This is a genomic window from Actinomadura graeca (genome assembly GCF_019175365.1).
GTDB classification, from domain to species: Bacteria; Actinomycetota; Actinomycetes; order Streptosporangiales; family Streptosporangiaceae; genus Spirillospora; species Spirillospora graeca.
This window is the reverse complement of sequence record NZ_CP059572.1, coordinates 3,718,604-3,740,006: the sequence shown is the minus strand read 5'-3', so window position 1 is coordinate 3,740,006 and position 21,403 is coordinate 3,718,604. Positions and strand designations below refer to the sequence as shown.

Annotated in this window: 19 protein-coding genes, 2 pseudogenes and 1 riboswitch; of the genes and pseudogenes, 12 read left to right on the top strand and 9 right to left on the bottom strand. The window is 72.4% G+C overall.

All coding sequences use genetic code 11. The features are described 5' to 3' along the window. Nucleotides 1-102 precede the first annotated feature (102 nt). The 4 genes from AGRA3207_RS16415 to metE all read right to left on the bottom strand — a co-directional run bounded on the left by AGRA3207_RS16415 (nt 103) and on the right by metE (nt 4,361). Nucleotides 103-306 carry a cold-shock protein gene (locus tag AGRA3207_RS16415; protein WP_231335506.1) on the bottom strand — a complete coding sequence of 68 codons (204 nt, stop codon included), beginning with the start codon at nt 304-306 and terminating at the stop codon, nt 103-105. A 390-nt stretch (nt 307-696) separates the two neighbouring features. Further along, nucleotides 697-1,302 (bottom strand): GAF domain-containing protein, encoded by a 606-nt coding sequence (locus AGRA3207_RS16410; RefSeq protein ID WP_231335505.1) that lies wholly within the window; start codon nt 1,300-1,302, stop codon nt 697-699. Nucleotides 1,303-1,328: 26 nt separating this feature from the next. Beyond that, the gene (locus tag AGRA3207_RS16405; protein ID WP_231335504.1) at nt 1,329-1,715 is read right to left on the bottom strand and encodes an STAS domain-containing protein; all 387 of its coding nucleotides are present in this window, start codon (nt 1,713-1,715) and stop codon (nt 1,329-1,331) included. Nucleotides 1,716-2,114: 399 nt separating this feature from the next. Next, nucleotides 2,115-4,361 carry a 5-methyltetrahydropteroyltriglutamate--homocysteine S-methyltransferase gene (metE, locus tag AGRA3207_RS16400; protein ID WP_231335503.1) on the bottom strand — a complete coding sequence of 749 codons (2,247 nt, stop codon included), beginning with the start codon at nt 4,359-4,361 and terminating at the stop codon, nt 2,115-2,117. A 101-nt stretch (nt 4,362-4,462) separates the two neighbouring features. Further along, nucleotides 4,463-4,668, bottom strand: a riboswitch (cobalamin riboswitch). Nucleotides 4,669-5,032: 364 nt separating this feature from the next. On the opposite strand from metE, the gene AGRA3207_RS16395 reads away from it, so the two are divergent. Next, the gene (locus AGRA3207_RS16395) at nt 5,033-6,628 is read left to right on the top strand and encodes an eCIS core domain-containing protein (protein WP_231335502.1); all 1,596 of its coding nucleotides are present in this window, start codon (nt 5,033-5,035) and stop codon (nt 6,626-6,628) included. A 65-nt stretch (nt 6,629-6,693) separates the two neighbouring features. On the opposite strand, the gene AGRA3207_RS40235 is transcribed toward AGRA3207_RS16395, so the two are convergent. Further along, on the bottom strand, nt 6,694-7,065 hold the full coding sequence (locus AGRA3207_RS40235) for a DUF397 domain-containing protein (protein ID WP_420830889.1): 372 nt from the start codon (nt 7,063-7,065) through the stop codon (nt 6,694-6,696). Continuing rightward, nucleotides 7,037-7,960 carry a helix-turn-helix domain-containing protein gene (locus AGRA3207_RS16390; RefSeq protein WP_231335501.1) on the bottom strand — a complete coding sequence of 308 codons (924 nt, stop codon included), beginning with the start codon at nt 7,958-7,960 and terminating at the stop codon, nt 7,037-7,039. The genes AGRA3207_RS40235 and AGRA3207_RS16390 overlap by 29 nt, the downstream gene beginning before the upstream one ends. Nucleotides 7,961-8,351: 391 nt before the next feature. Here AGRA3207_RS16390 and AGRA3207_RS16385 point away from each other — a divergent pair, with 391 nt between their 5' ends. The 8 genes from AGRA3207_RS16385 to AGRA3207_RS16350 all read left to right on the top strand — a co-directional run bounded on the left by AGRA3207_RS16385 (nt 8,352) and on the right by AGRA3207_RS16350 (nt 14,664). Beyond that, the gene (locus AGRA3207_RS16385) at nt 8,352-8,615 is read left to right on the top strand and encodes a hypothetical protein (RefSeq protein ID WP_231335500.1); all 264 of its coding nucleotides are present in this window, start codon (nt 8,352-8,354) and stop codon (nt 8,613-8,615) included. A 219-nt stretch (nt 8,616-8,834) separates the two neighbouring features. After that, complete coding sequence (locus AGRA3207_RS16380; RefSeq protein WP_231335499.1) at nt 8,835-9,401, top strand: GAF domain-containing protein; 567 nt, start codon at nt 8,835-8,837, stop codon at nt 9,399-9,401. 49 nt (nt 9,402-9,450) lie between these two features. Beyond that, nucleotides 9,451-10,149 carry a GAF and ANTAR domain-containing protein gene (locus AGRA3207_RS16375; protein WP_231335498.1) on the top strand — a complete coding sequence of 233 codons (699 nt, stop codon included), beginning with the start codon at nt 9,451-9,453 and terminating at the stop codon, nt 10,147-10,149. A 167-nt stretch (nt 10,150-10,316) separates the two neighbouring features. Beyond that, on the top strand, nt 10,317-10,799 hold the full coding sequence (locus AGRA3207_RS16370; RefSeq protein ID WP_231335497.1) for an STAS domain-containing protein: 483 nt from the start codon (nt 10,317-10,319) through the stop codon (nt 10,797-10,799). Between the two features lie 85 nt (nt 10,800-10,884). Beyond that, entirely contained in the window at nt 10,885-11,814 is a 930-nt protein-coding gene (locus AGRA3207_RS16365; protein WP_231335496.1) for a MerR family transcriptional regulator, read from the top strand. Nucleotides 11,815-11,918: 104 nt separating this feature from the next. Continuing rightward, a complete protein-coding gene (locus AGRA3207_RS16360; protein ID WP_231335495.1) occupies nt 11,919-12,428 on the top strand; it encodes an RNA polymerase sigma factor in 510 nt (169 codons plus the stop codon). Next, nucleotides 12,425-13,417, top strand: coding sequence for a YbgA family protein (locus tag AGRA3207_RS16355; protein ID WP_231335494.1), 993 nt, complete (start codon nt 12,425-12,427; stop codon nt 13,415-13,417). Before AGRA3207_RS16360 ends, AGRA3207_RS16355 begins: the two co-directional genes overlap by 4 nt. Before the next feature lie 41 nt (nt 13,418-13,458). After that, nucleotides 13,459-14,664 carry a metal-dependent hydrolase family protein gene (locus AGRA3207_RS16350; RefSeq protein WP_231335493.1) on the top strand — a complete coding sequence of 402 codons (1,206 nt, stop codon included), beginning with the start codon at nt 13,459-13,461 and terminating at the stop codon, nt 14,662-14,664. A 92-nt stretch (nt 14,665-14,756) separates the two neighbouring features. Here AGRA3207_RS16350 and AGRA3207_RS16345 read toward each other — a convergent pair whose 3' ends face one another. Together AGRA3207_RS16345 and AGRA3207_RS16340 are read right to left on the bottom strand one after the other, a co-directional pair. Next, nucleotides 14,757-15,254 carry a hypothetical protein gene (locus tag AGRA3207_RS16345; protein ID WP_231335492.1) on the bottom strand — a complete coding sequence of 166 codons (498 nt, stop codon included), beginning with the start codon at nt 15,252-15,254 and terminating at the stop codon, nt 14,757-14,759. 104 nt (nt 15,255-15,358) lie between these two features. After that, nucleotides 15,359-16,039 carry a hypothetical protein gene (locus AGRA3207_RS16340; protein ID WP_231335491.1) on the bottom strand — a complete coding sequence of 227 codons (681 nt, stop codon included), beginning with the start codon at nt 16,037-16,039 and terminating at the stop codon, nt 15,359-15,361. A 690-nt stretch (nt 16,040-16,729) separates the two neighbouring features. Between AGRA3207_RS16340 and AGRA3207_RS16335 the strand changes: the two genes are divergently transcribed. Then, on the top strand, nt 16,730-19,660 hold the full coding sequence (locus AGRA3207_RS16335; RefSeq protein ID WP_231335490.1) for a WD40 repeat domain-containing protein: 2,931 nt from the start codon (nt 16,730-16,732) through the stop codon (nt 19,658-19,660). Here AGRA3207_RS16335 and AGRA3207_RS16330 read toward each other — a convergent pair. Further along, a pseudogene (locus tag AGRA3207_RS16330) lies at nt 19,599-20,455 on the bottom strand (helix-turn-helix transcriptional regulator). The gene AGRA3207_RS16335 and the pseudogene AGRA3207_RS16330 overlap by 62 nt on opposite strands. On the opposite strand from AGRA3207_RS16330, the pseudogene AGRA3207_RS40105 reads away from it, so the two are divergent. Further along, a pseudogene (locus tag AGRA3207_RS40105) lies at nt 20,454-20,888 on the top strand (SDR family NAD(P)-dependent oxidoreductase); the annotation flags it as partial. The pseudogenes AGRA3207_RS16330 and AGRA3207_RS40105 overlap by 2 nt on opposite strands. Nucleotides 20,889-20,941: 53 nt before the next feature. Next, the gene (locus tag AGRA3207_RS40100) at nt 20,942-21,241 is read left to right on the top strand and encodes an SDR family NAD(P)-dependent oxidoreductase (RefSeq protein ID WP_338028310.1); all 300 of its coding nucleotides are present in this window, start codon (nt 20,942-20,944) and stop codon (nt 21,239-21,241) included. Nucleotides 21,242-21,403 lie beyond the last annotated feature (162 nt).

The window sequence follows — 21,403 nt, the reverse complement described above, 5'->3', positions numbered from 1 at the left end:
ACGGTGACGGGGGCGGACACGCCCCGCGGTCGCGGTGCCGTCCGGGCACCGCGTGGCACATGGCGGGAGGGCCCGGGGGCCCGCCCGCCATGCCGCCGGAGATCAGGAGGGGACGATGTTCTCCGCCTGAAGGCCCTTCTGGCCCTGCGTGACGTCGAACGTCACCTTCTGGCCTTCCTGGAGCTCACGGAAGCCCTGGGCCGCGATGTTGGAGTAGTGGGCGAAGACGTCGGGGCCGCCGCCGTCCTGCTCGATGAAGCCGAAGCCCTTTTCCGCGTTGAACCACTTGACGGTGCCGGTGGCCATGTTTCTCCTTCTGGATCGGTCCTCGACCGCGTGTCGTGTGCGGCCGGGGATGCCGCGATGGCCCATCCGGAAAGATCCAGAACAACAAAAAATGCGCCTGAGGTGAGACCGGCAGGCGCACAGATATGTCTATGGGAACCGCAACTAGTGACACAGTACCACATGAATCTGACGACCGAACGGGCATCCTCGCGGAACCGGCGCCGCGGCGGCGATTTCCGCAGGCGGCGCGCAGGCGGGACGCGCTGAAATCCGGATTCATGCCAATGCGGTCAGCTTTTCGTGCCAATGCGCGCCGGCGGGGACCGGCGAATTGTGGCAGGGAACACCATGGAGAATCCGCCGCCGCCCGCCCGGTGCCGGGCGCGCCCATTCGCCGTCCGGCGACCCTCACGCCTGCGCGGACCTCGGCGGAGGGAGGGTCCGGACGACGTGCGGGCGGCCGGGCTCCGCCTCGTCGGCGCTGTGCGCTTCCGACAGTTCGATCAGCCGGGCGGACATGTCAGCGAACAGCAGCATCTGGCGTGCCGTGACCGGGCTGAACGGCTGGGCCCCCGGGCGTCCGAGGACGGCGAGGACGCCCCGGGTGGCCTCCCCCGTCTCCAGCGGCAGGATCAGGATCGGGCCGGCCGGCAGGGAGGTGAGGGTCTGGTCGGCGGCGATCCGGGCGGACACCGCGCGGCGCGAGCTGAACGCCCGGCCGAGCATCGACCGTCCGCGGCGCACCGTCAGCCCGCGGATCCGGTCGCCGCCGGCGCCGATCGCGACCTCGACCCGCAGCGTGTCGGGGTCCTCGGCGGGCAGCGCGATGAACGCCAGCGGGACGCGGGCCATCGCGCGGGCGTGCGTCGCCAGCAGCGCCAGCATGTCGGGCAGGCGCGTCCCGTTCAGGACGGCCGTCATCAGGTCGAACGACGCCGCCAGCCGCTGCCGGTCCTCCGGCCGCCGGGGGGTCCCCGCGCGTCCCCAGCCGCTCGGCTGCTCGCCTCCGGTCATGTCGTCACCCCGCTCGTCCCCCGTCCTCAAGCCACGGCCGGCTTGGCGCCGGGACGGGCGGGCCGGGCGGCGGTGACGCTGGGACGGATCGTGAAGGCCCGGGTCAGCCCGGTGATGCGCAGCAGCTTGGCCATCTGCGGGCGCGGCGCCGCGAGGACCATGGTGGTGCCCGCCGGCTCCGCCCGGCGGCGCGCGCCGACGAGCAGGGCGAGGCCGGACGCGTCGCAGAACGTCACGCCGGACAGGTCGATGACGACGCGCGGCCCGACGTTGCGCAGGGCCGTGTTCAAACGTTCCCGCAGGGACGGGGTGGACGCTATGTCGAGCTCGCCGATGATGGCGATGACGGTGTGCTCCTCGAGCCGCTCGCGGCTCAGCCCGGCTGCCGGCGGGGCGGGGTCGGTGGCGGGCATGCTGGATCTCCGATCCGGGTCAGTGGCCGCCCGTCGCGGCCCGGGGCCGGTCCCATGGGCGGGGGGAGTCGGCCCGCGCCGGGGTCCACGCGGCGTCCGCGCCACGCACTCCGCGGTCAACGTGACTGCTCCTCGGCGTCACGGACGGTGCCGCGGTGGTTCGGCCTGTCTCTCGGAACCAGGGGGACGCGGGCTTGGCCGCCCGCATCGAGATGACCCCTCGTTCACCATGAGTCTACGCCCTCCGGCGGCCGGACGCCGGGCACGCGCCCGATCACCCCTCTGACCTGGCGATCGGCCGGGCGCCGCGGCGCCCGGCCCAGATCGCCGGACCCGACGGCCGGCTCCCGCCAGGTGAACGGGCGGAAGCCGGCCGGGACGACCACTGGGCCGGGCCGCTCAGCTGGAACGGTCCCGCCGGACGCGGTGCGCGGCGGCGACCAGGTTGCGCAGGGACGCCTCGGTCTCCGGGTAGGCGCGGGTCTTCAGGCCGCAGTCGGGGTTGACCCACAGCCTGGAGGGCTCGACGGCCTGGAGGGCGCGCCGGAGGTTGTCCTCCATCTCCTCCGCGGACGGGACGCGCGGCGAGTGGATGTCGTAGACGCCCGGCCCGATGCCGTTGCCGTACCCGGCGTCGCGCAGGTCGGCGACCAGCTCCATGCGCGAGCGGGCCGCCTCGACGCTGGTGACGTCGGCGTCCAGCGCGCCGATCGCGCCGATGATCTCCCCGAACTCCGAGTAGCACATGTGGGTGTGGATCTGCGTGGTGTCCGCGACGCCCGAGGTCGCCAGCCGGAACGCCTCGACGGCCCAGTCCAGGTAGGCGGCGCGGTCGGCCTCGCGCAGCGGCAGTGCCTCGCGCAGCGCCGGCTCGTCCACCTGGATGACCCGCACCCCGGCCGCCTCCAGGTCGCCGATCTCGTCCCGCAGGGCCAGCGCCACCTGCCGCGCGGTGTCGGCGAGCGGCTGGTCGTCGCGGACGAACGACCAGGCCAGCATCGTGACGGGCCCGGTCAGCATCCCCTTCACCGGCTTGCTCGTCAGCGACTGCGCGTACGTCGCCCACTCCACCGTCATCGGACGCCGCCGCGCCACGTCGCCGTGCAGGATCGGCGGCCGCACGTAACGCGACCCGTAGGACTGCACCCAGCCGTGCCGGGTCGCGGCGTACCCGTCGAGTTGCTCGGCGAAGTACTGGACCATGTCGTTGCGCTCCGGCTCGCCGTGCACGAGCACGTCCAGCCCGATGTCCTCCTGGAGCGCGATGACACGCGCGATCTCGTCCTTCATGGCCTGGACGTAGGCGTCGGCGGGGATGCGCCCGGCCCGCCCGTCGGCGCGGGCGCGGCGGATCTCCGCCGTCTGCGGGAACGACCCGATCGTCGTCGTCGGCAGGTCGGGCAGTCCGAGCGCGGCCCGCTGCGCGGTGAACCGGTCCGCGCGGTCGCCGCGCCGGACCCCGCGGAGGGCGTCCACCCGGGCCCGGACGTCACGGTCGACGGCCGCCGCCGGGGCCGGGACCTCGTCCGGCGCCGGGCCGTCCTCGCGCAGTGCCCGGCCGAGCGCGACGACCTCGGCGACCTTCTGCCGGGCGAAGGCGAGCCGCCCGCGCACGGACGGGTCCAGCGACGTCTCGGCGTCCAGGTCGAGCGGCACGTGCAGCAGCGAGCACGACGTGCCCACCACGACCTGGTCCGCCAGCCCGAGCAGGGTGGCACAGGTGGCGCGGGCCCTGCGGGTGTCGGTGCGCCAGACGTTGCGGCCGTCCACGACGCCCGCCACGACGGTCTTGCGCGGCAGCCCGCCGACCGACGCGAGGACCTCCAGGTTCCCGGGACCAGCGGCGAAGTCCAGGGCGACGGCCTCGACCCGCCCCCTGGCCAGCACACGCAGCGCGTCCGTGCCGATCGTCCCGAAGTAGGTCGCGACCATCAGCCGCGGACGCGTCGGCAGCCCGCCGAGCCGTGCGTAGGCGCGGGCGAACGCGGTGATCTCCTCCTCGGTCCGGTCGGCGACCAGCGCGGGCTCGTCCAGCTGCACCCACGCGGCGCCCGCCCCGGCGAGCCGTTCCAGCAGCTCCGCGTACACCTCGACGAGGTCGTCCAGCAGGTCCAGCGGCCGGAACCCGTCCGGCGCGCCGGGCGCGGGCTTGGCCATCAGCAGGTAGGTGAGCGGCCCGACCAGCACCGGGCGCGTCTCGATGCCGAGCGCCCTGGCCTCCCTGTACTCCACCAGCGGCTTGGACGCGGATCCGCCGGCCAGCCGGAACCGCGTGTCCGGCCCCAGCTCGGGGACGATGTAGTGGTAGTTGGTGTCGAACCACTTGGTCATCTCCAGCGGCGGGACGTCCTGCACCCCGCGCGCCATCGCGAAGTACCGGTCGAGCCCGGACAGATGCCGGTACCGCTCCGGGACGGCGTCGACGAGCACGCTGGTGTCGAGCACCTGGTCGTAGAAGGAGAACGTGTTAGACGGGATCGCGTCCAGGCCCGCATCGCGCAGGCCCGTCCAGACCGACGCGCGCAGTTCGGCCCCGGCCGCCTCCAGGGCGGCGGCGTCGGCGCGTCCGGCCCAGTAGTCCTCGGTGGCGGTCTTCAGTTCACGGCGCGCACCGATGCGCGGATACCCCAGAATTGTCGTGTTCATGGCGGCTTCCCTCGCTGTGCCATGGGCGGACCCGCGGGCGCAGGGACGCGCTGGGAGCGCGCCGCCGACCTTCCCGCGAGGCCGCAGACCACCGCGCGCCGGTCGGCACGCGGGCGGAGGCAGGTCTTCGGACTCGCGGGCATCGCCTCCAGGAGGCGTCCTACTGGCCGTCGCTTCCCAGGCCGTGCGGCCCAGTGCGTATGACGGCGGTCGTTCCCGCTCACCGCTGCGGGGCAGTCCCGGATTCGCACCGGGTTCCCTCTTACGACACTCGTCACCGAGTGAACCATCCGCACCGCGAAGTCTACCGACACGCCATGAACCGCCACCCGACAGGCGCGGCCTTCGTCGGACGAGACGCCTGCCGCCCCATGACCCACCGCCATCACGCGGACGGCGACGGCATCGCCCGCGGACACGACCCGGACGCCCTTCCAAGCCCGCGGAGCCCTTCGATGACGGTTCCTCGCGGCGTCAGCGTCTGATCGGAAGGGCACGGGGTCGTGCCCTTGGTGCTGTCCTCGGCGGCCTTCCCACGACCGCGTGCACCGGGGGAGCGTGGAGGTGCGTCCATTCGTGGGGAGGCGTCCGTGCGGGAACAGGTGCGACCGGGCAGGCGGGGCAGTGAAGAGCGTGCGGCGGATGCCGCTCAGCCAAGGGCGGCGGAACCGATGTCGGCTCTGCTGGCTCTGCAGCGGACGGCGGGCAACGCCGCGGTGACCGCCGCGCTGGAGACCCAGCGGCACGTCCACCACGCCGGTTGCGGTCACGGGACCGCGGTCCAGCGGTCGGCGGTGCACGATGTCCTGCGCTCGTCGGGACGTCCCCTGGGAAGCGGGCTGCGGGACGAGATGGAGCAGCGCCTGGGCGCGGACTTCGGCGACGTCCGCATCCACGACGACGCCGTCGCGCAGCGGTCGGCCGCCGAGATCGGGGCGCGTGCCTACACGTCCGGCTCCCATGTGGTGGTCGGCGCGGGCGGCGCGGACAAGCACACCCTCGCCCATGAGCTGACGCACGTCATCCAGCAGCGCAGCGGCCCGGTGGCGGGCACCGACAACGGCCAGGGACTGTCCGTCAGCGACCCCGGTGACCGTTTCGAGCGTGAGGCCGAGGCCAACGCCAAGCGCGCCATGTCCGTGCCGCTGGCCGGAGCCGATACGGGTGGGGGAGCGCCGCGGACGGCCCTCGCCCTGCAACGCCTCGCCGGGAACACCGCCATGGGGGAGGCGCTTCGCGGGCCCGGGCGAGAGCCGGAGAACGGGCGGCACCAGCTCGATGAGGGACGCGCTCACCACGGCGGGCAGGCGCGGGACCCCGTCGTCCAGCGGGCCCCGGGCGAATACCTCTCCTCCCGGGTCCTGCGGCGCCTTCACATCGCGAACGACGCCATCAGGGATATTCAGGCGGACACCCGGCACGCCGCGAACCAGCAAGCGGCCCTGATCCACACGCTGTACAACGCGTCCCTGCGCGCGGTCGTCCAGCAGCACAACGGCTTCTGGGACTTTTCACGGCTCACCAGCCGGCCCGACGCACGCGATCTGTCGGCGGCGAAGGCCCTGCACGCACGGAGCATGATCTGCGAGTCATCCGCTCAGTGCACGTTCTCCCTTCTTCGGCGCTATGCCCGAGGGGAGACGATCAGGATGGTGATGTCCCCTCAGCAATCCCACTGGTTCGTGATCATCGGCGGGGTGAACGAGGACCCCTCGGAGTGGGTCGTGGCCGACCCTTGGCCCACGCAGGCCCGGGCCGTCGAATGGACGGACCACTTCTGCTACACACCGGACCTGGAGACGGTCTTCATCGACAGGACGATGCAGGCGGACGGCAACGACGAAGCCCGTCATCTCTCCCACCTCATCAGCCTGAACGACGCCGGATGGTATGCGCTGCACTGGGACCTGAGCAGGCTCCGCGGGCGTCCGCTCACGCAGATCGGCGAAATGTTCCAAGCCGCAGGGATAGGGATCAACCTCCACCAGCCCGACCTGGTGGAGCAGCTCATGCAGGGTCTCGCGATGGCCGACTCGTGGTCGACCGACGACATCGGGACGTGGCCGAATGCGGCGCTCGAGGTGTGGTGCCTGGCCCAGATCGACGCGCAGGTCGTCAGACGGCTGTTCGCGGACACCGCGAGCTCGGGGAACACCAGGGACCTTCGCGCGCAGGTCGCCGCCGGAGTCGGAGAGGTCAGGCAGCAGGGCGACAGTTCCTGGATCTGGGACATCCCCCACGCTTACGGCCCGGGTGGGAACCGGTGAACGGCCGTGCCGTGCCGGTCCGGTGAGGGCTCCCCCTCCGGCCGGACCGGCGTGCGGACGACAGGTCAGAGGTCGTAGGCGCCCCGCCCGATGGCGTCGAACAGGTCACGAAGCCCCCGCGGGCTCAACCTGATCACGCCGCTGTCCGACGTCGCCCCGTCCCGAGCCCCAAGAACGCCGACCTCCAGGCGAGCAAGCTCGACGCACCCGTTGTTGGCCTGGCACGCCGCGGAACGGCGCCATGGGACATGTGTGACTGATGTGACCTGAGATAGGCCAAGTGTCCTGTGTGAATTCACTACAACATCCTGCCCGACATCAACCGGCCGAGAGGGCGGAACCTGAGCCGTGGCACAGCAAAAACCGATTGGAGATCCTCCGGATTCGCCGGAGACCGGCGGGGCTTTGTCACCGGGGCGCGTGCAGAGCGCCGTCATCCCCGGCGGGCAGCGCGTCGCGACCTTTTCGTGCCCATTGCTCCTGTGCTTCGAGAATTGCAGCGACCGAGTCCCGCTCCCCGAGGCTGTGGTCCGCCAGCCACCGGCGGAACAACCCGTACTCGTGGACCCGGGCCTCGTCCTGGGCGTGCATGGACTCGGTGCTCTCCACATGGACCACCGAGGGGAACTCCACGCCGTAGGCCGGTTCGAACTCCAGAAGGATGAAGGAGCTCAGTCCCGCGCCGTGGTCGGCGTCGAGTGCCAGCACGCGGAGCGTGACCGACGGGAGGTCGGCGAGCTCGACCAGGTGCAGCAACTGCCGGCTCATCGTCGACGCGGTGCCGACGCGCCGCAGCAGGACCGCCTCGTCCAGGACGACGCAGAGGGAGAGCCGTTCGGGCGGCCGGATCAGCCGCTGGCGCCGCAGGCGGATCTCCAGGCGGCGTTCCACCTCGGCTCGTGGCCGTGAGGCGATCTCGACGTATCCGAGGAACAGCTGCCTGGCGTATTCCTCGGTCTGGAGGAGGCCGGGCACGGTGTCGGCTTCGAACGCGAAAATGGAACTGGCCTCGTCCTCCAAAGCGATGAAGGCCCCCAGCCCGCCCAACTGGCTCTCGGGGTATTTGGTCCACCACCCGTTTCTGGCCGCCTCACGTGCGAGGACGAGCAACTCCTCGCCCAGGTGCGCGTCGGCCCCGTACAGGCGGAGCATCGCACGCAGGTCGGCGAGATCCACGCCGATGCGCGCCCCCTCGATGCGGCTCACCTTGGACGCCGACCAGCCCAGACGCCGGCCGGCCGTGTCCGCGCTGAGGCCGCGTCCCTCCCGCAGGCGGCGCAGGGCCACGCCCAGACGCTGCTTGCGGACGCTCGGGGCCGCTCCCGCTGCCATCCCGTTCACCTTCCGTTCTCAAATGGCGATAATAGTCGAGCCTAGGGAGGTATCGCTTGCAATGAAAGTGCACGCGATAGTTGCACCGTCGCGCGACTGGATCGCTCGCGCCGTTTTTAATAGTGGGCTGAGCTGGACAAACTCCGGTCCGTGGGCCCACGGTGACGTTCTTTCCTTTCCGATACATTGTTGTCAATGCTGCACTGCTTGTGGCCGTGCATGTTGCAGTCGCCGATTCTTCGCGGCATAAGGAATGTAACGGAATCGGTGTCCCGTGCTCCCCGCTCAAGCGCGGATGATCGCGGTTCCGTGGGCCGCGCGGCCGTGGGGGCGCGGCCGGAGAGCGGCACAACGGGCCGAAACCGCCGCGTCGGCGCACGGGTGGAGTGTCATGAGGTGGGCAAGGGCGAGGAGGGCCGCGCGGGTGGGCGGGCCGCTGGGCGTCGTGATCTCGGTGCCGCCGGTGGTCACGGCTGCGGGGGCGCCGATGCTGGTCGGGCTGGCCGCCCTGGCGGTCGTCGTGCTGGCCGCCCTGGGAGCGCTGTGCTGGGTCCTCGCCGATTCCCGCCGATCGGAGTGCCTGGCGATGGTGATCCGCGCCGCGCGTGGCGCTCCGCCCCTGGAGAGGCCCCGCCGTGGTGAGCCCTTTGGATGAGGTGACTGTTGGAACGGGACCGGTTGTCCTTGATCGGCGGGACGGCGGCCCCCCGGCCGTGCGCGCCGGCTTGCCCGGTGCTGGTGGGGGTTAGCTCGGGCGCAGGTCGTGGGCGGAGTGGCTTGGTGGTGTGGGCGCGTGCGGGGCGGGTAGGGTAGGGGACGAAGTTCCGCCCTGTGTCCGCGGATCAGTGCTTTCAGCCTGCCCGAAGGGACCATCGTGGCGAACGAGCGCGACATCGGTGATCATTATGACCATCGGCAGGAACCGCGGGACGGCTCCAAGGGCGCCGGGCGGGGGACGGACGTCCGCCAGCGGTGGTCCGCGGTCGCCGGGCGGCTGGCCGCTGCGCTGCGCTCAATGGCGCTCATCTCCAGGACGGACGGCGTGGCCCTGATGCTGGCCGCCGAGACAAGTGAACTGCGTGCCGTGGGCGGGTCAACGGCGGAGGGCCTGGAGCTGGAGTACGCGCAGCAGGCCGAGCAGGTCGGGCCCGCGCAAGAGTCCGTGGCCGCCGACCACCCCGTCGCCGTGGGGGACCTGGAGCGCCGGGACGGGCCCGGCTACGCGCGTCTGGCGCGCCGGGCGGCGCCGGTGAGGGCGGTGCTGTCGGTGCCGGTCCACCTCGACGGAGGGGTCATCGGGGCCTTGAACTTCTACCGGGTGACCCCGTGCACCTGGACGCGGGACCAGATCGCGGTCGGTGAGCACCTCGCCGACACGGCAGCCGATCTGCTGGTCCGTCTCGCCGCGCATTCCGCGTCGGACGACCACGGATGGCCGTAGTGCTCGCCCAGCCCTCCGACCGCCGGTCCGCCATCCAAGGACATAGATCATGATGCATATCGACACCGAAGCCCTGCACACCAGCCTTGAGTTCCTGCGCAAGACGCCGTACGAGACCGACGTCGTGCGCGCGCTCCAGCGGGTGGTCAGTTCGGTGGACGAGCTGTTCGGCTACGACGGCGCCGGCATCATGCTCATCGACGAGGAGGAACAGCTCCACTACGTGGCGGCCTCCGACGAGGTCGGGCGGTCATTGGAGCAGGCCCAGATCCAGGCCGAAGAGGGCCCGTGCTGGGACACCTACGTCGTCGGCCACCCCGTCTCCACCAAGGACGTGCGTTCCGACGCCCGCTGGCCCCAGCTCGTCGAGGTGCTGGACGAGCGCGTGCGGGCGGTGGCCGGGGTGCCGATACTGCTGGGGGGCAGCCCGGTCGGCACCTTGAACGTCTACAGGTCGCAGCCGTACGGGTGGGACGACTCCGACATCTCGGCCCTGCGCGCCTACGCGGGGCTGATCAGCGAGCTGATGGCCGCCGCGGTGTCCTCGCAGGAGCACAGCGTCACCGCGACCCAGCTGCAGTACGCGCTGGACTACCGCGTGATCATCGAGCGGGCGATCGGCTACCTGATGGCCACCCACAGGGTGGACGCCGTTTCCGCCTTCAACCGGCTGCGCAAGCAGGCGCGTGACAACCGCCGCCGCGTCGCCGACCTGGCCGCCGAGATCCTGGAAAAGGGCGTCTCTTAGCTTCCCTCACCCGTCCGGCAAGGTCCCCCCACCCGTCCGACGACCCCTGACCCGATCTCATCCATCGTCTGCGTGTCCGACCTGATAGGACCGCTCGCTTGCTTTGTCTCGGCCCGGCCCCTGCCCCCGTCCGGTCGCGGAGATTCCTCGTAGCCCATGGAGGCTCTGTGACTTCGATCGACAACACACCTGCCCAACCCGGCACGTCGCCTAGACGGGCGGGCCCGCTCGTCGTCGGCCGGGACGTCTCCGCCGACAGCGTGCTCATGCTGGCCGTCGACGTCCAGCAGGACGGGTCCACGACGGTGCTGCGCCTCAGCGGCGAGCTCGACGTGGCCACCGCCGACGATCTCCGGTTCCACATCCGGGCGGCGGTCGAGGCGCATGCCCCGCAGCGGCTGCTGCTGGACCTGTCGCAGCTCGGCTTCGCCGATTCCAGCGGCCTGTCCGTCCTCGTGTGGGCCCATCAGCTGATGAGCGATCGCGGCCACCAGCTCCGCCTGCACCACCCGCAGCCGCAGGTCATGCGCGTGCTGCACATCACCGGGCTGCACACGCGCCTGCACATCACCGAGCGGGGCGCCGACGGGGCCGGCCGCGCGACCGGGACCGACCGCCGGCACTCGCGGCGGAGGACCGCCCCCGGATAGGCCATGAAACCGGTGCGCGGAGTTCTGGCGAAGACCTGGTAGATCGTACGCTTTGCGATCCGGGACGACGCGGGGAGTCGAGCGCATGGAGAGGCCGGGAGGCCGGGAGGCCGGGCTGGGCGTGGGCGCGGTGGCGCAGCGCCTCGGCGTGGCCGCCTCCACCCTGCGCACCTGGGACCGCCGGTACGGGATCGGCCCGAGCGGGCGCAGCCCCGGTGGTCACCGGCGCTACACGCCGTCCGACCTGGCGCGGCTGGCGGTCATGCAGCGGCAGATCCTCGCCGGGGTCCCGCCCGGCGAGGCCGCCCGGGTCGCGCTGGACGAGCCGCCCGGCGAGCCCGCGCCCCGGGCGCACGGCGCCGGCGGCCGCCGCGTCCCCCTGGCCGGGACCGCCGCCCCGCCGCGCGCGGCCGCGGTGCGCGGCCTGGCCCGGGCGGCGATGGCGCTGGACCAGCCCGCGATGGCCGGGACCGTCCGGGACGCGCTGCGCCGGGACGGGGTCGCGGCGGCGTGGGACGGGCTGATCGTCCCCGTCCTGGCGGGCATCGGGCGCAAGCACAGGGCGACCGGGGAGTGCGTGGAGGTCGAGCATCTGCTGTCCACGGTCCTCCTCGGCTGCCTGGCGGAGCTGACCACCCCCTCGGGCGCGGCGGACGGCCGTCCCGTGTTGCTGGCGTGCGCGCCGGAGGAGCAGCACAGCCTGCCCGTCTACGCGCTGGCCGCCGCCCTGGCCGAAGCCGGCGTCCCGACGCGGATTCTGGGGGCGCGCGTGCCGCCCACCGCGCTGGCCGCCGCGATCAGGCGGGCCGGTCCGGGCGGGGTGTTCATCTGGTCGCAGACCGCCGAGACCGGCGAGCCCACCTGGCTGGACGGGCTTCCGCCGTCCCGTCCGCCGTACCGGCTGGTGGTCGGCGGGCCCGGCTGGGCGCGCGGCCGGCTGCCCGCCTCGGCCGCCCTGGTGGGCACCATCCCCGAGGCCGTCGCCGAACTGATCTCCTTGCCGTCGCACTCCTAGGCCACCGCTGATCTCCCCTTCCTTTGTGTCGTCCTGGTTGCGCACGCCCAGAATTTTGACTATGAACAAGTTTTGAATCGATTCTTCTGGAGACGACGCTGCACATGACCCCTGCACAGACCCTGGGACAGCGGCTCGCACGCGGCGACGAGGCGGCCCTGGCCGAGTGCTACCGCACGCTCGCGCCCCTCGTCCGCCACCACGCGGGCCGGCTGGTGCCCGGCCACGCCGTGGACGACGTCGTCCAGCTCGTGTTCCTGGAGGTGTGGCGGTCGCGGCGGCGCTTCGACCCCGCGCGGGGCCTGGAGCCGTGGGTGATCGCGATCGTCCGCAAGCGCGCCATCGACCAGCTGCGCGCCGAGGCGCGCCACCACCGCCGCGCGGTGCCGCTGGAGGACGCCGCGGCCGTGCCCGACGCGGCGCCTGCGCTGGACGTCGCGCACGACGTCCGCAAGGCGCTGGCGGTGCTGCCCGCCCCGCAGCGGCAGGCGATCGTCCTCGCGCACTTCGGGCAGCTGACCCAGCGGGAGATCGCCGACCGCCTCGCCGTCCCGCTCGGCACCGTCAAGGCGCGCACCGCCCGCGGGCTGCGCCGCATGCAGGAGCTGCTGTGACGCCGCTGCCGCCGCCCGGACCGGCCCCCGGCGGCCATCCGCGCCCCCGCCTCGCGGTGTCCAGCTGCCTGCTCGGCGCACCCGTCCGCTACAACGGCGGCCACAGCCGCGACCGGTTCCTCACCGGCCCCCTCGCGCACCACGTCGACTGGGTGCCCGTCTGCCCCGAGATGGAGATCGGCCTCGGCGCCCCGCGTCCCACCCTGCGCCTGCTCACCGACCAGCACATCGTCACCAAGGACGGCGCCGACCACACCCGCGCGATGACCCGGCTGGCCGACGACCGCCTCCGCGACATCGCCGACGTCGACGGGTACGTGTTCAAGTCGCGTTCGCCCAGCTGCGGCCTGCTGCGCCTGCCCCGCTACGCGTCCGGGGGGCCCGGCGAGCGCACCGACGGCCAGCCGGTCGACCGCCGGGGCCGCGGCGTGTTCGCCACCCTGGTCACCGACGCGTTCCCGCACCTGCCCGCGGAGGAGGACGGCCGTCTCCGCGACCCCGTCCTGCGCGAGCACTTCATCGAGCGCGTCTACGCCCGCGCCCGCCTCCGCGAGCTGTTCGCCGGGGACTGGCGCCCCCGCGACCTCGTCGCCTTCCACAGCCGCCACAAGCTCCAGCTCCTCGCGCACGCACCGTCCGCCTACCGGGAGATGGGACGGATCGTCGCGCAGGCCGGCACCCGCGACCGCGACGCGCTGGAGGACGACTACCGCGACGCGTTCGACCAGGCCATGGCCGTCCGCCCGGGGCGGGGCCGCCACGCCAACGCGCTCCTGCACGTCCTCGGCCCGCTCAGCGAGCACCTCAACGACGCGCGGCGGCAGGACATCGTCGCCGCCATCGAGTCCTACCGGCAGGGCGAGGCGCCGCTGAGCGTCCCCGTCGCGCTGCTGCGCCACCACGCCGAGGGAGAGCACCTCGCGTACCTGGCCCAGCAGACCTACCTGGACCCCTTCCCCGCCGACCTCGTCCTCCGCCACCACCTCTGACGCCCTACCACGACGATCGTGATCGTCTGTACGGTTGGACCGTGCCCGGACTGCTGCTGCGCGACGCCCGGCTGCTCGACGTGGAGTCGGGCGAGTACCGGCAGGGCGACCTGCTGTGCCTGGACGGCCGGATCGCCGGTCTGGGACGGCCCGTCCCCGCCGACGCGGACGTCCTGGACCTGGACGGCGCGGTGGTCCTGCCCGGCCTGATCGACGCGCACGTCCACGTCACCGCCGCCACCGCCGACCTCGGTGAGCTGGGCTTCTGGCCCCCGTCCTACGTCACCGCGCACGCCGCGCGGATCATGGCGGGCATGCTGGAGCGCGGGTTCACCACCGTCCGGGACGTGTCCGGCGCCGACTTCGGCCTGGCCGACGCGCAGGCCGAGGGCCTGATCCGGGGGCCGAGGCTCGCGTTCTGCGGCCACGGGCTCAGCCAGACCGGCGGCCACGGCGACATGCGCGCCCGCGGTGACGACACCCCCGCCGACCTGCGCTGCTGCCTGGGCGGCGACCGTGTCGCGGACGGGGTGGACGCCGTCCGCGCCGCCGCCCGGGACGAGCTGCGCAAGGGCGCCGACCACATCAAGGTCAACGCCGCGGGCGGCATCGCCTCGCCCACCGACCGCATCGACTCCACCCAGTACTCGATGGAGGAGCTCCGCGCGATCGTCGAGGAGGCCGAGGCCGCCAACCGGTACGTCGCCGCGCACGCCTACACCGCGCGGGCGGTGAACCGGGCGCTGGAGGCGGGCGTCCGCAGCATCGAACACGGCAACTACATCGACGACCGCAGCGTGGACCTCCTCCGCGAACGCGGCGCGTACCTCGTGCCGACCCTCGCGACCTACTGGGCGATGGAACGTGACGGCGACGCCTACGGCCTGCCGGAGGCGAGCCGCCGCAAGGTCGCCGGAGTGCTGGAAGCCGGAATGGACGCCCTCGACCGCGCCCACCGGGCCGGCGTCGCCCTGGTCTTCGGCACCGACCTGCTGGGCCCCGCCCACCGCTACCAGAACGAGGAGTTCCGGCTCCGCGCCAAGGTCCAGGAACCCATCGACGTGATCCGCTCGGCGACGACCACGGCCGCCGAGCTGCTGGGCAGGACCGGCGAGCTGGGCACCCTCCAGGACGGCGCGCGGGCGGACCTGATCGTCCTGGACGGCGACCCCCTGGCCGACATCAGCGCCCTGGCAGACCCCGCCAACATCCGCCACGTCATCCAAAACGCCCAGGTAGCACACTGACCGTTCCGGCGGGATCATCCGCCGGCCCCCACCGGATCTCAGGGTGGGGCCCCGCCGATCCTCCATCGGCGGGGCCCCGGTCATGCCGCTCGTCAGGTGATCCAGCTACCGGCGGCGCAGTCGGACTTCGTCACCCAGTAGTGGGAGGAGATGTTGTCGTTGAGGGTCTTCCTGGTGGACGGGACGCTCAGGAAGTAGTTGTCCCTGAGGTCGTCGGCGAACATCTCGTTCGGGGAGAGACAGGCGTAGCCGTCCAGGAAATCGAGGCCGACGTTGAGATAGAACGCGACGACATCGCGGCCGCCGAGGGTACCGGCGTTCATCACCGAGGAGGCGCGGTCGTTGTCACTGCTCTGGAATGGGCCCGCCCCGTCGGCCCAGTTCGTGTCGTTGCCCGCGGTCTTCCCGAGGAGGGTGCCCTGGCAGTCGAGGTCGGCCCAGGCGTACATGTTGCCGTTGCGCCCCGGCCACGCCCGGTTGCAGCCCTGTACCGGCGGGCGTGCGCCGTCCGCCCGGGCCGTCACGGCCGGGACCGCCGACGCGGCGACGGCCACGACGAGCGCGGCGACCGCCCTACACCATTTTCGCATTGTTCCTCCTGGTTGTTTGCCTCGACAGAGGCGTGGTGATCCACGGCCGGTCGCCGTGGAAGCGGATGGGCGGGGTCGTGACCGTCGACGCGGCGGGGGCCGGTCTAGCCGGGGCGGGGACCCACGAGCCCTTGCGCGCGTGCCAGCGCCGTCCAGCGCAGACGGCGGTAGGTGTCGAGGTCCTCGCCGTACTCGCCGGTCAGCTTCCCGAGGTAGTAGGTCTCCCGCTCCCGGCCGACGGACTTGAGCGAAGTGCTGAGCGCGCACTTCGCGTCCGCCACCGCGATCTCCGTCTCGGCCTTGAAGGCCCTCTCGAAGGCCCTGCCGGTCCGTTCCCGGGTCTGCCTCTGGGCCGCTTCGCGGGCCCGGCCGGGATCCGCGTAGGGGTGGCCCGCCCGGTGCATGCAGGCGGACCAGAGCCGCAAAGCCGCCCGGAAGCGCTGGTCGGCCATCATCCGCGGCACGTAGATCACACGAAGGTTGCTCGCGATCTTGTCCACGCGGAACCAGGTCGTGAGGTCGCCGTAGAGCAGCCTCTGGGCTTCGCCCGCGCAGCCGCCCGCACGGCGGCGGATCGTCCCGCCGCCGGGGATCCTGGCCGTCAGGACGGGGGTGTCCGGACCCCCGTCCAGAGCCTGGTCGTACGCTCGGCCGCGCTCGCCCGAGATCGAGCGGCGGTAGCCGCCGTTCGGATCGTGCGTCCTCGCCCACGTGGCCTTGGCGTCGATACGGCTGCCGTAGCCGTACTCGCGTGCCCAGGTGACGTCGTCCTGGACGTAACCCATCGTGCGGCTCTCTTCGAGAGTCAGGGGGTGCCACTCCCAGTAGGGGAAACCCTGCCGGTTCATACAGCGGCGGACCAGCCATTGTTCGGCATCGGAAATGCGCAGTTCCTCGGCGTCCGTGAGTTCACGGTGCGGAGCGGGCACAGCAGAGTCGGGGTCCCGAGGACGGCAGCCCGCCGTCGCAACGCCGACGAGAACAGCCGTTGCGGTGAGGACCGCCCCTGGACGCCGCATTCGAAAGTACCCCCGGATCGTGAAAGCACCGGCTTTCACTTGCGTGTGATTGACGGCGCGATGACAGAAGCGCTCCGGGCGCTGTGATCATCGAGCCGACTCCCCGTGCACGGCTGAAAGATCCACCCCGGCCGTGCGCTCCTTGAGCCTTGGTGCCGCGAGATTGTGCATCAACCCCTGCCTTTCGGTGGACAACCGGGTGCCGGACGCCGGCGCTCCGCCTGACAAGTGAGTGATCTGGACGGTTGGTCAAAGTGGGATTCTCAATTGGACGGAGTTGGAATGGTGGCCGCATGCGGACGCCCTCTGGCGGGTTGCCGAATTCCCCTGCGTGAAGGTAAAGAGTGATCTTCTTTCGCCATCCGAACAGGCGGAGAAGGGGTATTTACTGTCCTTGTCCGGTCAGGTTTTCCGAACTGGTTGCTCCGGTCGAACCGGTGGAGGTGCACTCGTGTGATGGGTCGTAGAGAGAGTCCACTCGATCCGTCGGCGGGGCCGGTGGAGGAGTTCGCCCAGACGTTGCGGAACCTGCGCGCGGCCGCCGGCCGGCCGGGCTATCGGGAGCTGGCCCGCCGGGCGGGCTTCTCGGCCGCGGCGCTGGCAGCGGCGGCACGGGGCGAGCAGCTGCCCAGCCAGGCGGTGACGTTGGCCTTCGCGCAGGCGTGCGGAGGCGACCGGACCGAGTGGGAACAGCGCTGGCGACTGGCCGCGGCCGCGGTCACCATGCAGGAAGAGGAGGAAGGGGCCGGCGACGTCACGTCCCCATACCTGGGGCTCGCCGCCTACCAGCAGGCGGATGCCGGGTGGTTCTTCGGCAGGGAGCGCCTGGTGGACGATCTGTTGCGCCAACTGGCCGCGGACCGGCTGGTGGCGGTGCTGGGTTCTTCAGGCAGCGGGAAGTCTTCACTCCTGCACGCCGGCGTGGCCGCGCGTGCCGTCGGCCATGGCTTGCCGGGACTGGCCGGACGGGTGCGGGCAGTGATGCTGACTCCCGGAGCCGATCCGATGCGGTCGTTCACCCACGCCGTCCTGCAAGCGTCGGGAAGGCGGGCAACGCCGTCGGCGGATGCGCCCGAGCCGGATATCACCGAGGCGGCCCAGACGCTGGAGAGGACCCCGCACCTGGGCGACGGGCAGGCCGACGGCGATCTGCTGGTCGTGGTCGACCAGTTCGAAGAGGTCTTCACCCAGTGCGCCGCCCCGGACGCGCGAAAGCGGTTCATCGACCTGCTGGTGTCGGCGCGGCGGCCGGGCAGCCGGGTGCGGGTGCTCCTGGGGATCCGGGCGGACTTCTTCGCCCGGTGCGCCGAGCACCGCGTCCTCGCCGAGGCGCTGCGGGAGGCGACGGTGCTGGTCACGCCGATGACCGCGGCCGACCTGCGCGACGTCATCGTCAAACCGGCCGCGCTGCGGCGTGTGACGGTCGAGCCCGCGCTGGTGGCCACCGTGATCGCCGAGGCCGCGGGGCAGCCCGGGGTGCTGCCGCTGGTGTCGCACGCGCTGCGGGAGACCTGGCGGCGGCGGCGCGGCAAGGCGATGACCCTGCACGCCTACCAGGCGGCCGGCGGCATCGACGGCGCCATCGCCCGCACCGCCGACCACTTCTACGCCGCGCTGCCGGCCCCGCACCAGGACATCGCACGCAGGATCCTCCTCAGGCTGATCGCCGTCGGCGACGGCCGTCGCGCCACCCACCGCCCGCTGCCCCGCGCGGATCTGGACGGCAACGGTCACAGCGCCGAGACCGAGGTGGTGGTGGGACGGCTGGCCGCGGCCCGGCTGGTCACCGTCGACGACGACAGCGTCCAGCTGGGTCACGAGTCGCTGATCGACGCGTGGCCCCGGCTACAGCGGTGGGTGCAGGAAGACCGGGACGGGCTGCGAATCCATCAGCAGCTCACCGATGCCGCCAAGACCTGGCACGGCCTGGGACGTGACCCCGGGGCGCTGTACCGCGGCGCGCGTCTGGCCTTGGCCGAGGACTGGGCCGGCACCCACGAGCCCCACCTGACCTCGGAAGAGCGCGCGTTCCTCACCGCCAGCATCGCCGCCCAGGCCGAGGAGGCGGCCGTGACGCGCCGCCGGGCCCTGCGATTACGCCACCTGGTGCTGGTGCTCACGGCGCTGTCGGTCACGACCACGGTGACGACCGTCTCCGCCGTCCGGGCGCAGCACACCATCACCCGCCAGCGCAACGCCGCCCTCGCCCAGAACGTGGCCGCCGATGTTCTGGCGTCGCAGAACAGCGACCGTCCCCTGGCGGTCCAGCTCGGGCTCGCCGCCTACCGCATGGCACCCACCGTCCAGACCCGCAACAGTCTTCTCAGCGCACTCACCCCGCCGCGCATCCGCCACGCCAAAGAGATCACCTCGATCGCGCTCAGCCTGGACGGACGCACCCTCGCCACCGGCAGCGGGGACCGCACCATCCGCCTGTTCGACCTCACCGATCACCGGCGTCCCGTCGAGCTGGCACGGCTCCCCACCCACACCGACGGGGTGTTCCTGGCGCTGAGCCCGGACGGCCGGACCCTCGCCGCCGGGAGCTGGAGGACCCTCGGGAGCGGCAACTGGGACCGCACCGCCAGGCTCTGGGACATCACCGACCGCCGTCATCCCGCCCACGTCGTCACCCTGCCCGGCCACACCGAGACCGTCGACTCGGTCGCCTTCAGCCCGGACGGGCGATTGCTGGCCACCGGCAGCGGCGATCACACCACGCGGCTGTGGCGCATCGACCCGCAACGGCACCCCACTCACCTGGCCACACTGACCAGTCACGCCGACGGCGTCTACACCGTCGCCTTCAGTCCCGACGGCCGGATGCTGGCGACCGGCGGCAACGACGACACCGTCCGGGTGTGGAAGATCAACGACCCGGCCCACCCCGTCGAGTCGGCCGTCCTCACGGACCACACGGACGCCGTCGAATCGGTCGCCTTCAGCCCGGACGGGCGATTGCTGGCCACCGGCGGCGACGACCACACCACGCGGCTGTGGCGCCTCGACCCCCCGCGGCTCCCCGCACGGCTCGCCACGTTGACCAGCCACACCGACGGTGTGTACCACGTGGCCTTCAGCCCCGACGGCCATACCCTGACGACCGCGGGTGACGATCGCACCACCCGGCTGTTCGACATCACCGACCCGGCACGCCCCGTCGAGCTGGCCGTCTTCTCCGGACACACCAACGCCGTCACCTCGGCGGCCTTCACTCCCGACGGCCGCACAGTGATCACCGGCAGCTGGGACGGCACGTCCCAGTTCATCGACACCGATCTCCACCGCACGCTCACCCGAGCCTGCGACCACGCACGGCCGACGATCACCCGCGCGCAGTGGGACCGGTACCTCCCCCATCTCCCGTATCGGCCGCCCTGTCCGTAGATGCGGACAGCCGGCGGAGGGTGCGGGCCGAGGGGGATCCGGGGTCGGCCGTGATCAGGACGACCTCCTGGTCGTCCTCGGGGACGAGGAGGATGTCGCAGTTCAGCCGGAGCCTGCCCGCCGGGTGGTCGAGGACCTTGGTCCGGTGGCCGGGGGCGTGGACCGGGCGGGTCTCCCACAGCCGGCGGAACTCCTCGCTGCCGGTGCGCAGGTCGGCCAGCAATGCGGCGAGCCGCGCGTCGCGTGGGTAGCGGTCCGCGGACCGGCGCAGCCGTGCACCACGACGCACCCGAACTCCTCGGCGCTGGAACTCTCGTGGGCGCGTCCCTCGCCGAGGAAACGGCGCCGCGCCAGGTTCACCGTCCTTCGCCCGAGGTCGCCGCCCAGCAGCGCCCGGGCCAGCGGGTTCCAGGCGACGACACCGTAGTACGGGTCGGTGACGATCGCGCCGGTCTCCGGCAGCCGCTCCAGCATCCGGGCCACGTGCGGCCGGACGCGCCGGACGGTGGCGGGCGGCGGCGCACCCGTCCCGGCCAGGTGGAACAGATGGCTGCGTTCGGCCGGCGTCAGGCGGAAGGCCCGGGCCAGCGCGTCCAGGACGCGGGCCGACGGACGAGGCCCGCGGGCCTGCTCAAGGCGCACGTAGTAGTCGACGGACATGTGCGCCAGCTCCGCCACCTCCTCCCGGCGCAGCCCGGGGGTGCGGCGCGGGGAGGACGAGGCCAGGCCGAGATCGTCCGGGCGCAGGGCCGCCCGCCGCTCCCGGAGGAATCGGGCCAGTTCCTGCCGCGCCATGATCTTCCTCCCGTGCCTGGTACAGGTCGTCCCTGGCAGGGGCGGGCACGGCCAGGGAGCCGTGGCTTGCATGAACGATCGCACAGCACTCGTCACCGGAGCCAACAAGGGCATCGGCAAGCAGGTGGCCCGCCTGCTCGCGGCGGAGGGTTTCGCCGTGTACGTGGGTTCCCGCGACGCCGGACGCGGGCGCCGCGCCGTCGAGGAGATCGGCGACGCCGCGCGTCTCCTGGTCCTCGACGTCACGGACCCCGACGGCATCGCCGCGGCCGCCGGGCACATCGGCAGGCTGAACGTCCTGGTCAACAACGCGGGCCGTTCGCTCTCGCCCGCCCCGCCGACCGAGACCGGCGCGGACGAGCTCCGGCGCACCTACGAGACCAACGTGATCGGCGTCCTCGCGGTCACGAACGCCTTCCTGCCCGCCCTGCGCCGTTCTCCGCACCCCCGCATCGTCAACGTGTCCAGCGGGACGGGATCACTGACGTGGAGCACGAGCCCGACCCCCAGTTCGCCACCGGCAGCGGCGGCGCGGCGGCGTACCGCTCGTCCAAGGCCGCCCTCAACGCCCTCACCGTCCTCTACGCCCAGACGCTGGCCGACGAGGGTTTCAAGGTCAACGCGCTCGCCCCCGGCCTGCGGGCCACCGACCTCGACCCCCGGGCGGCAGCGGCGGGCGGGGACCCGGCGGAGGCCGCCCAGGGAGCGGTACGGCTGGCCCTCCTCCCGGACGACGGCCCGACCGGCGCGTTCTTCTCCTGGGACGGCACCACCGTCCCATGGTGATCATGGTGTGGTGCGGGTTCTGGGGGGAGTCCACCCCGGTCGCGTCCCCGGGGCCCGCCGCCCGCACTGCAACGTGCGGGCCGTCTGGGAGAGCCCCGGTGACGGTTCCGGGGCTCTCGGTCCGCGTGGCGGGCGGGGGCGGGCCTGCCACGCGGACGATCT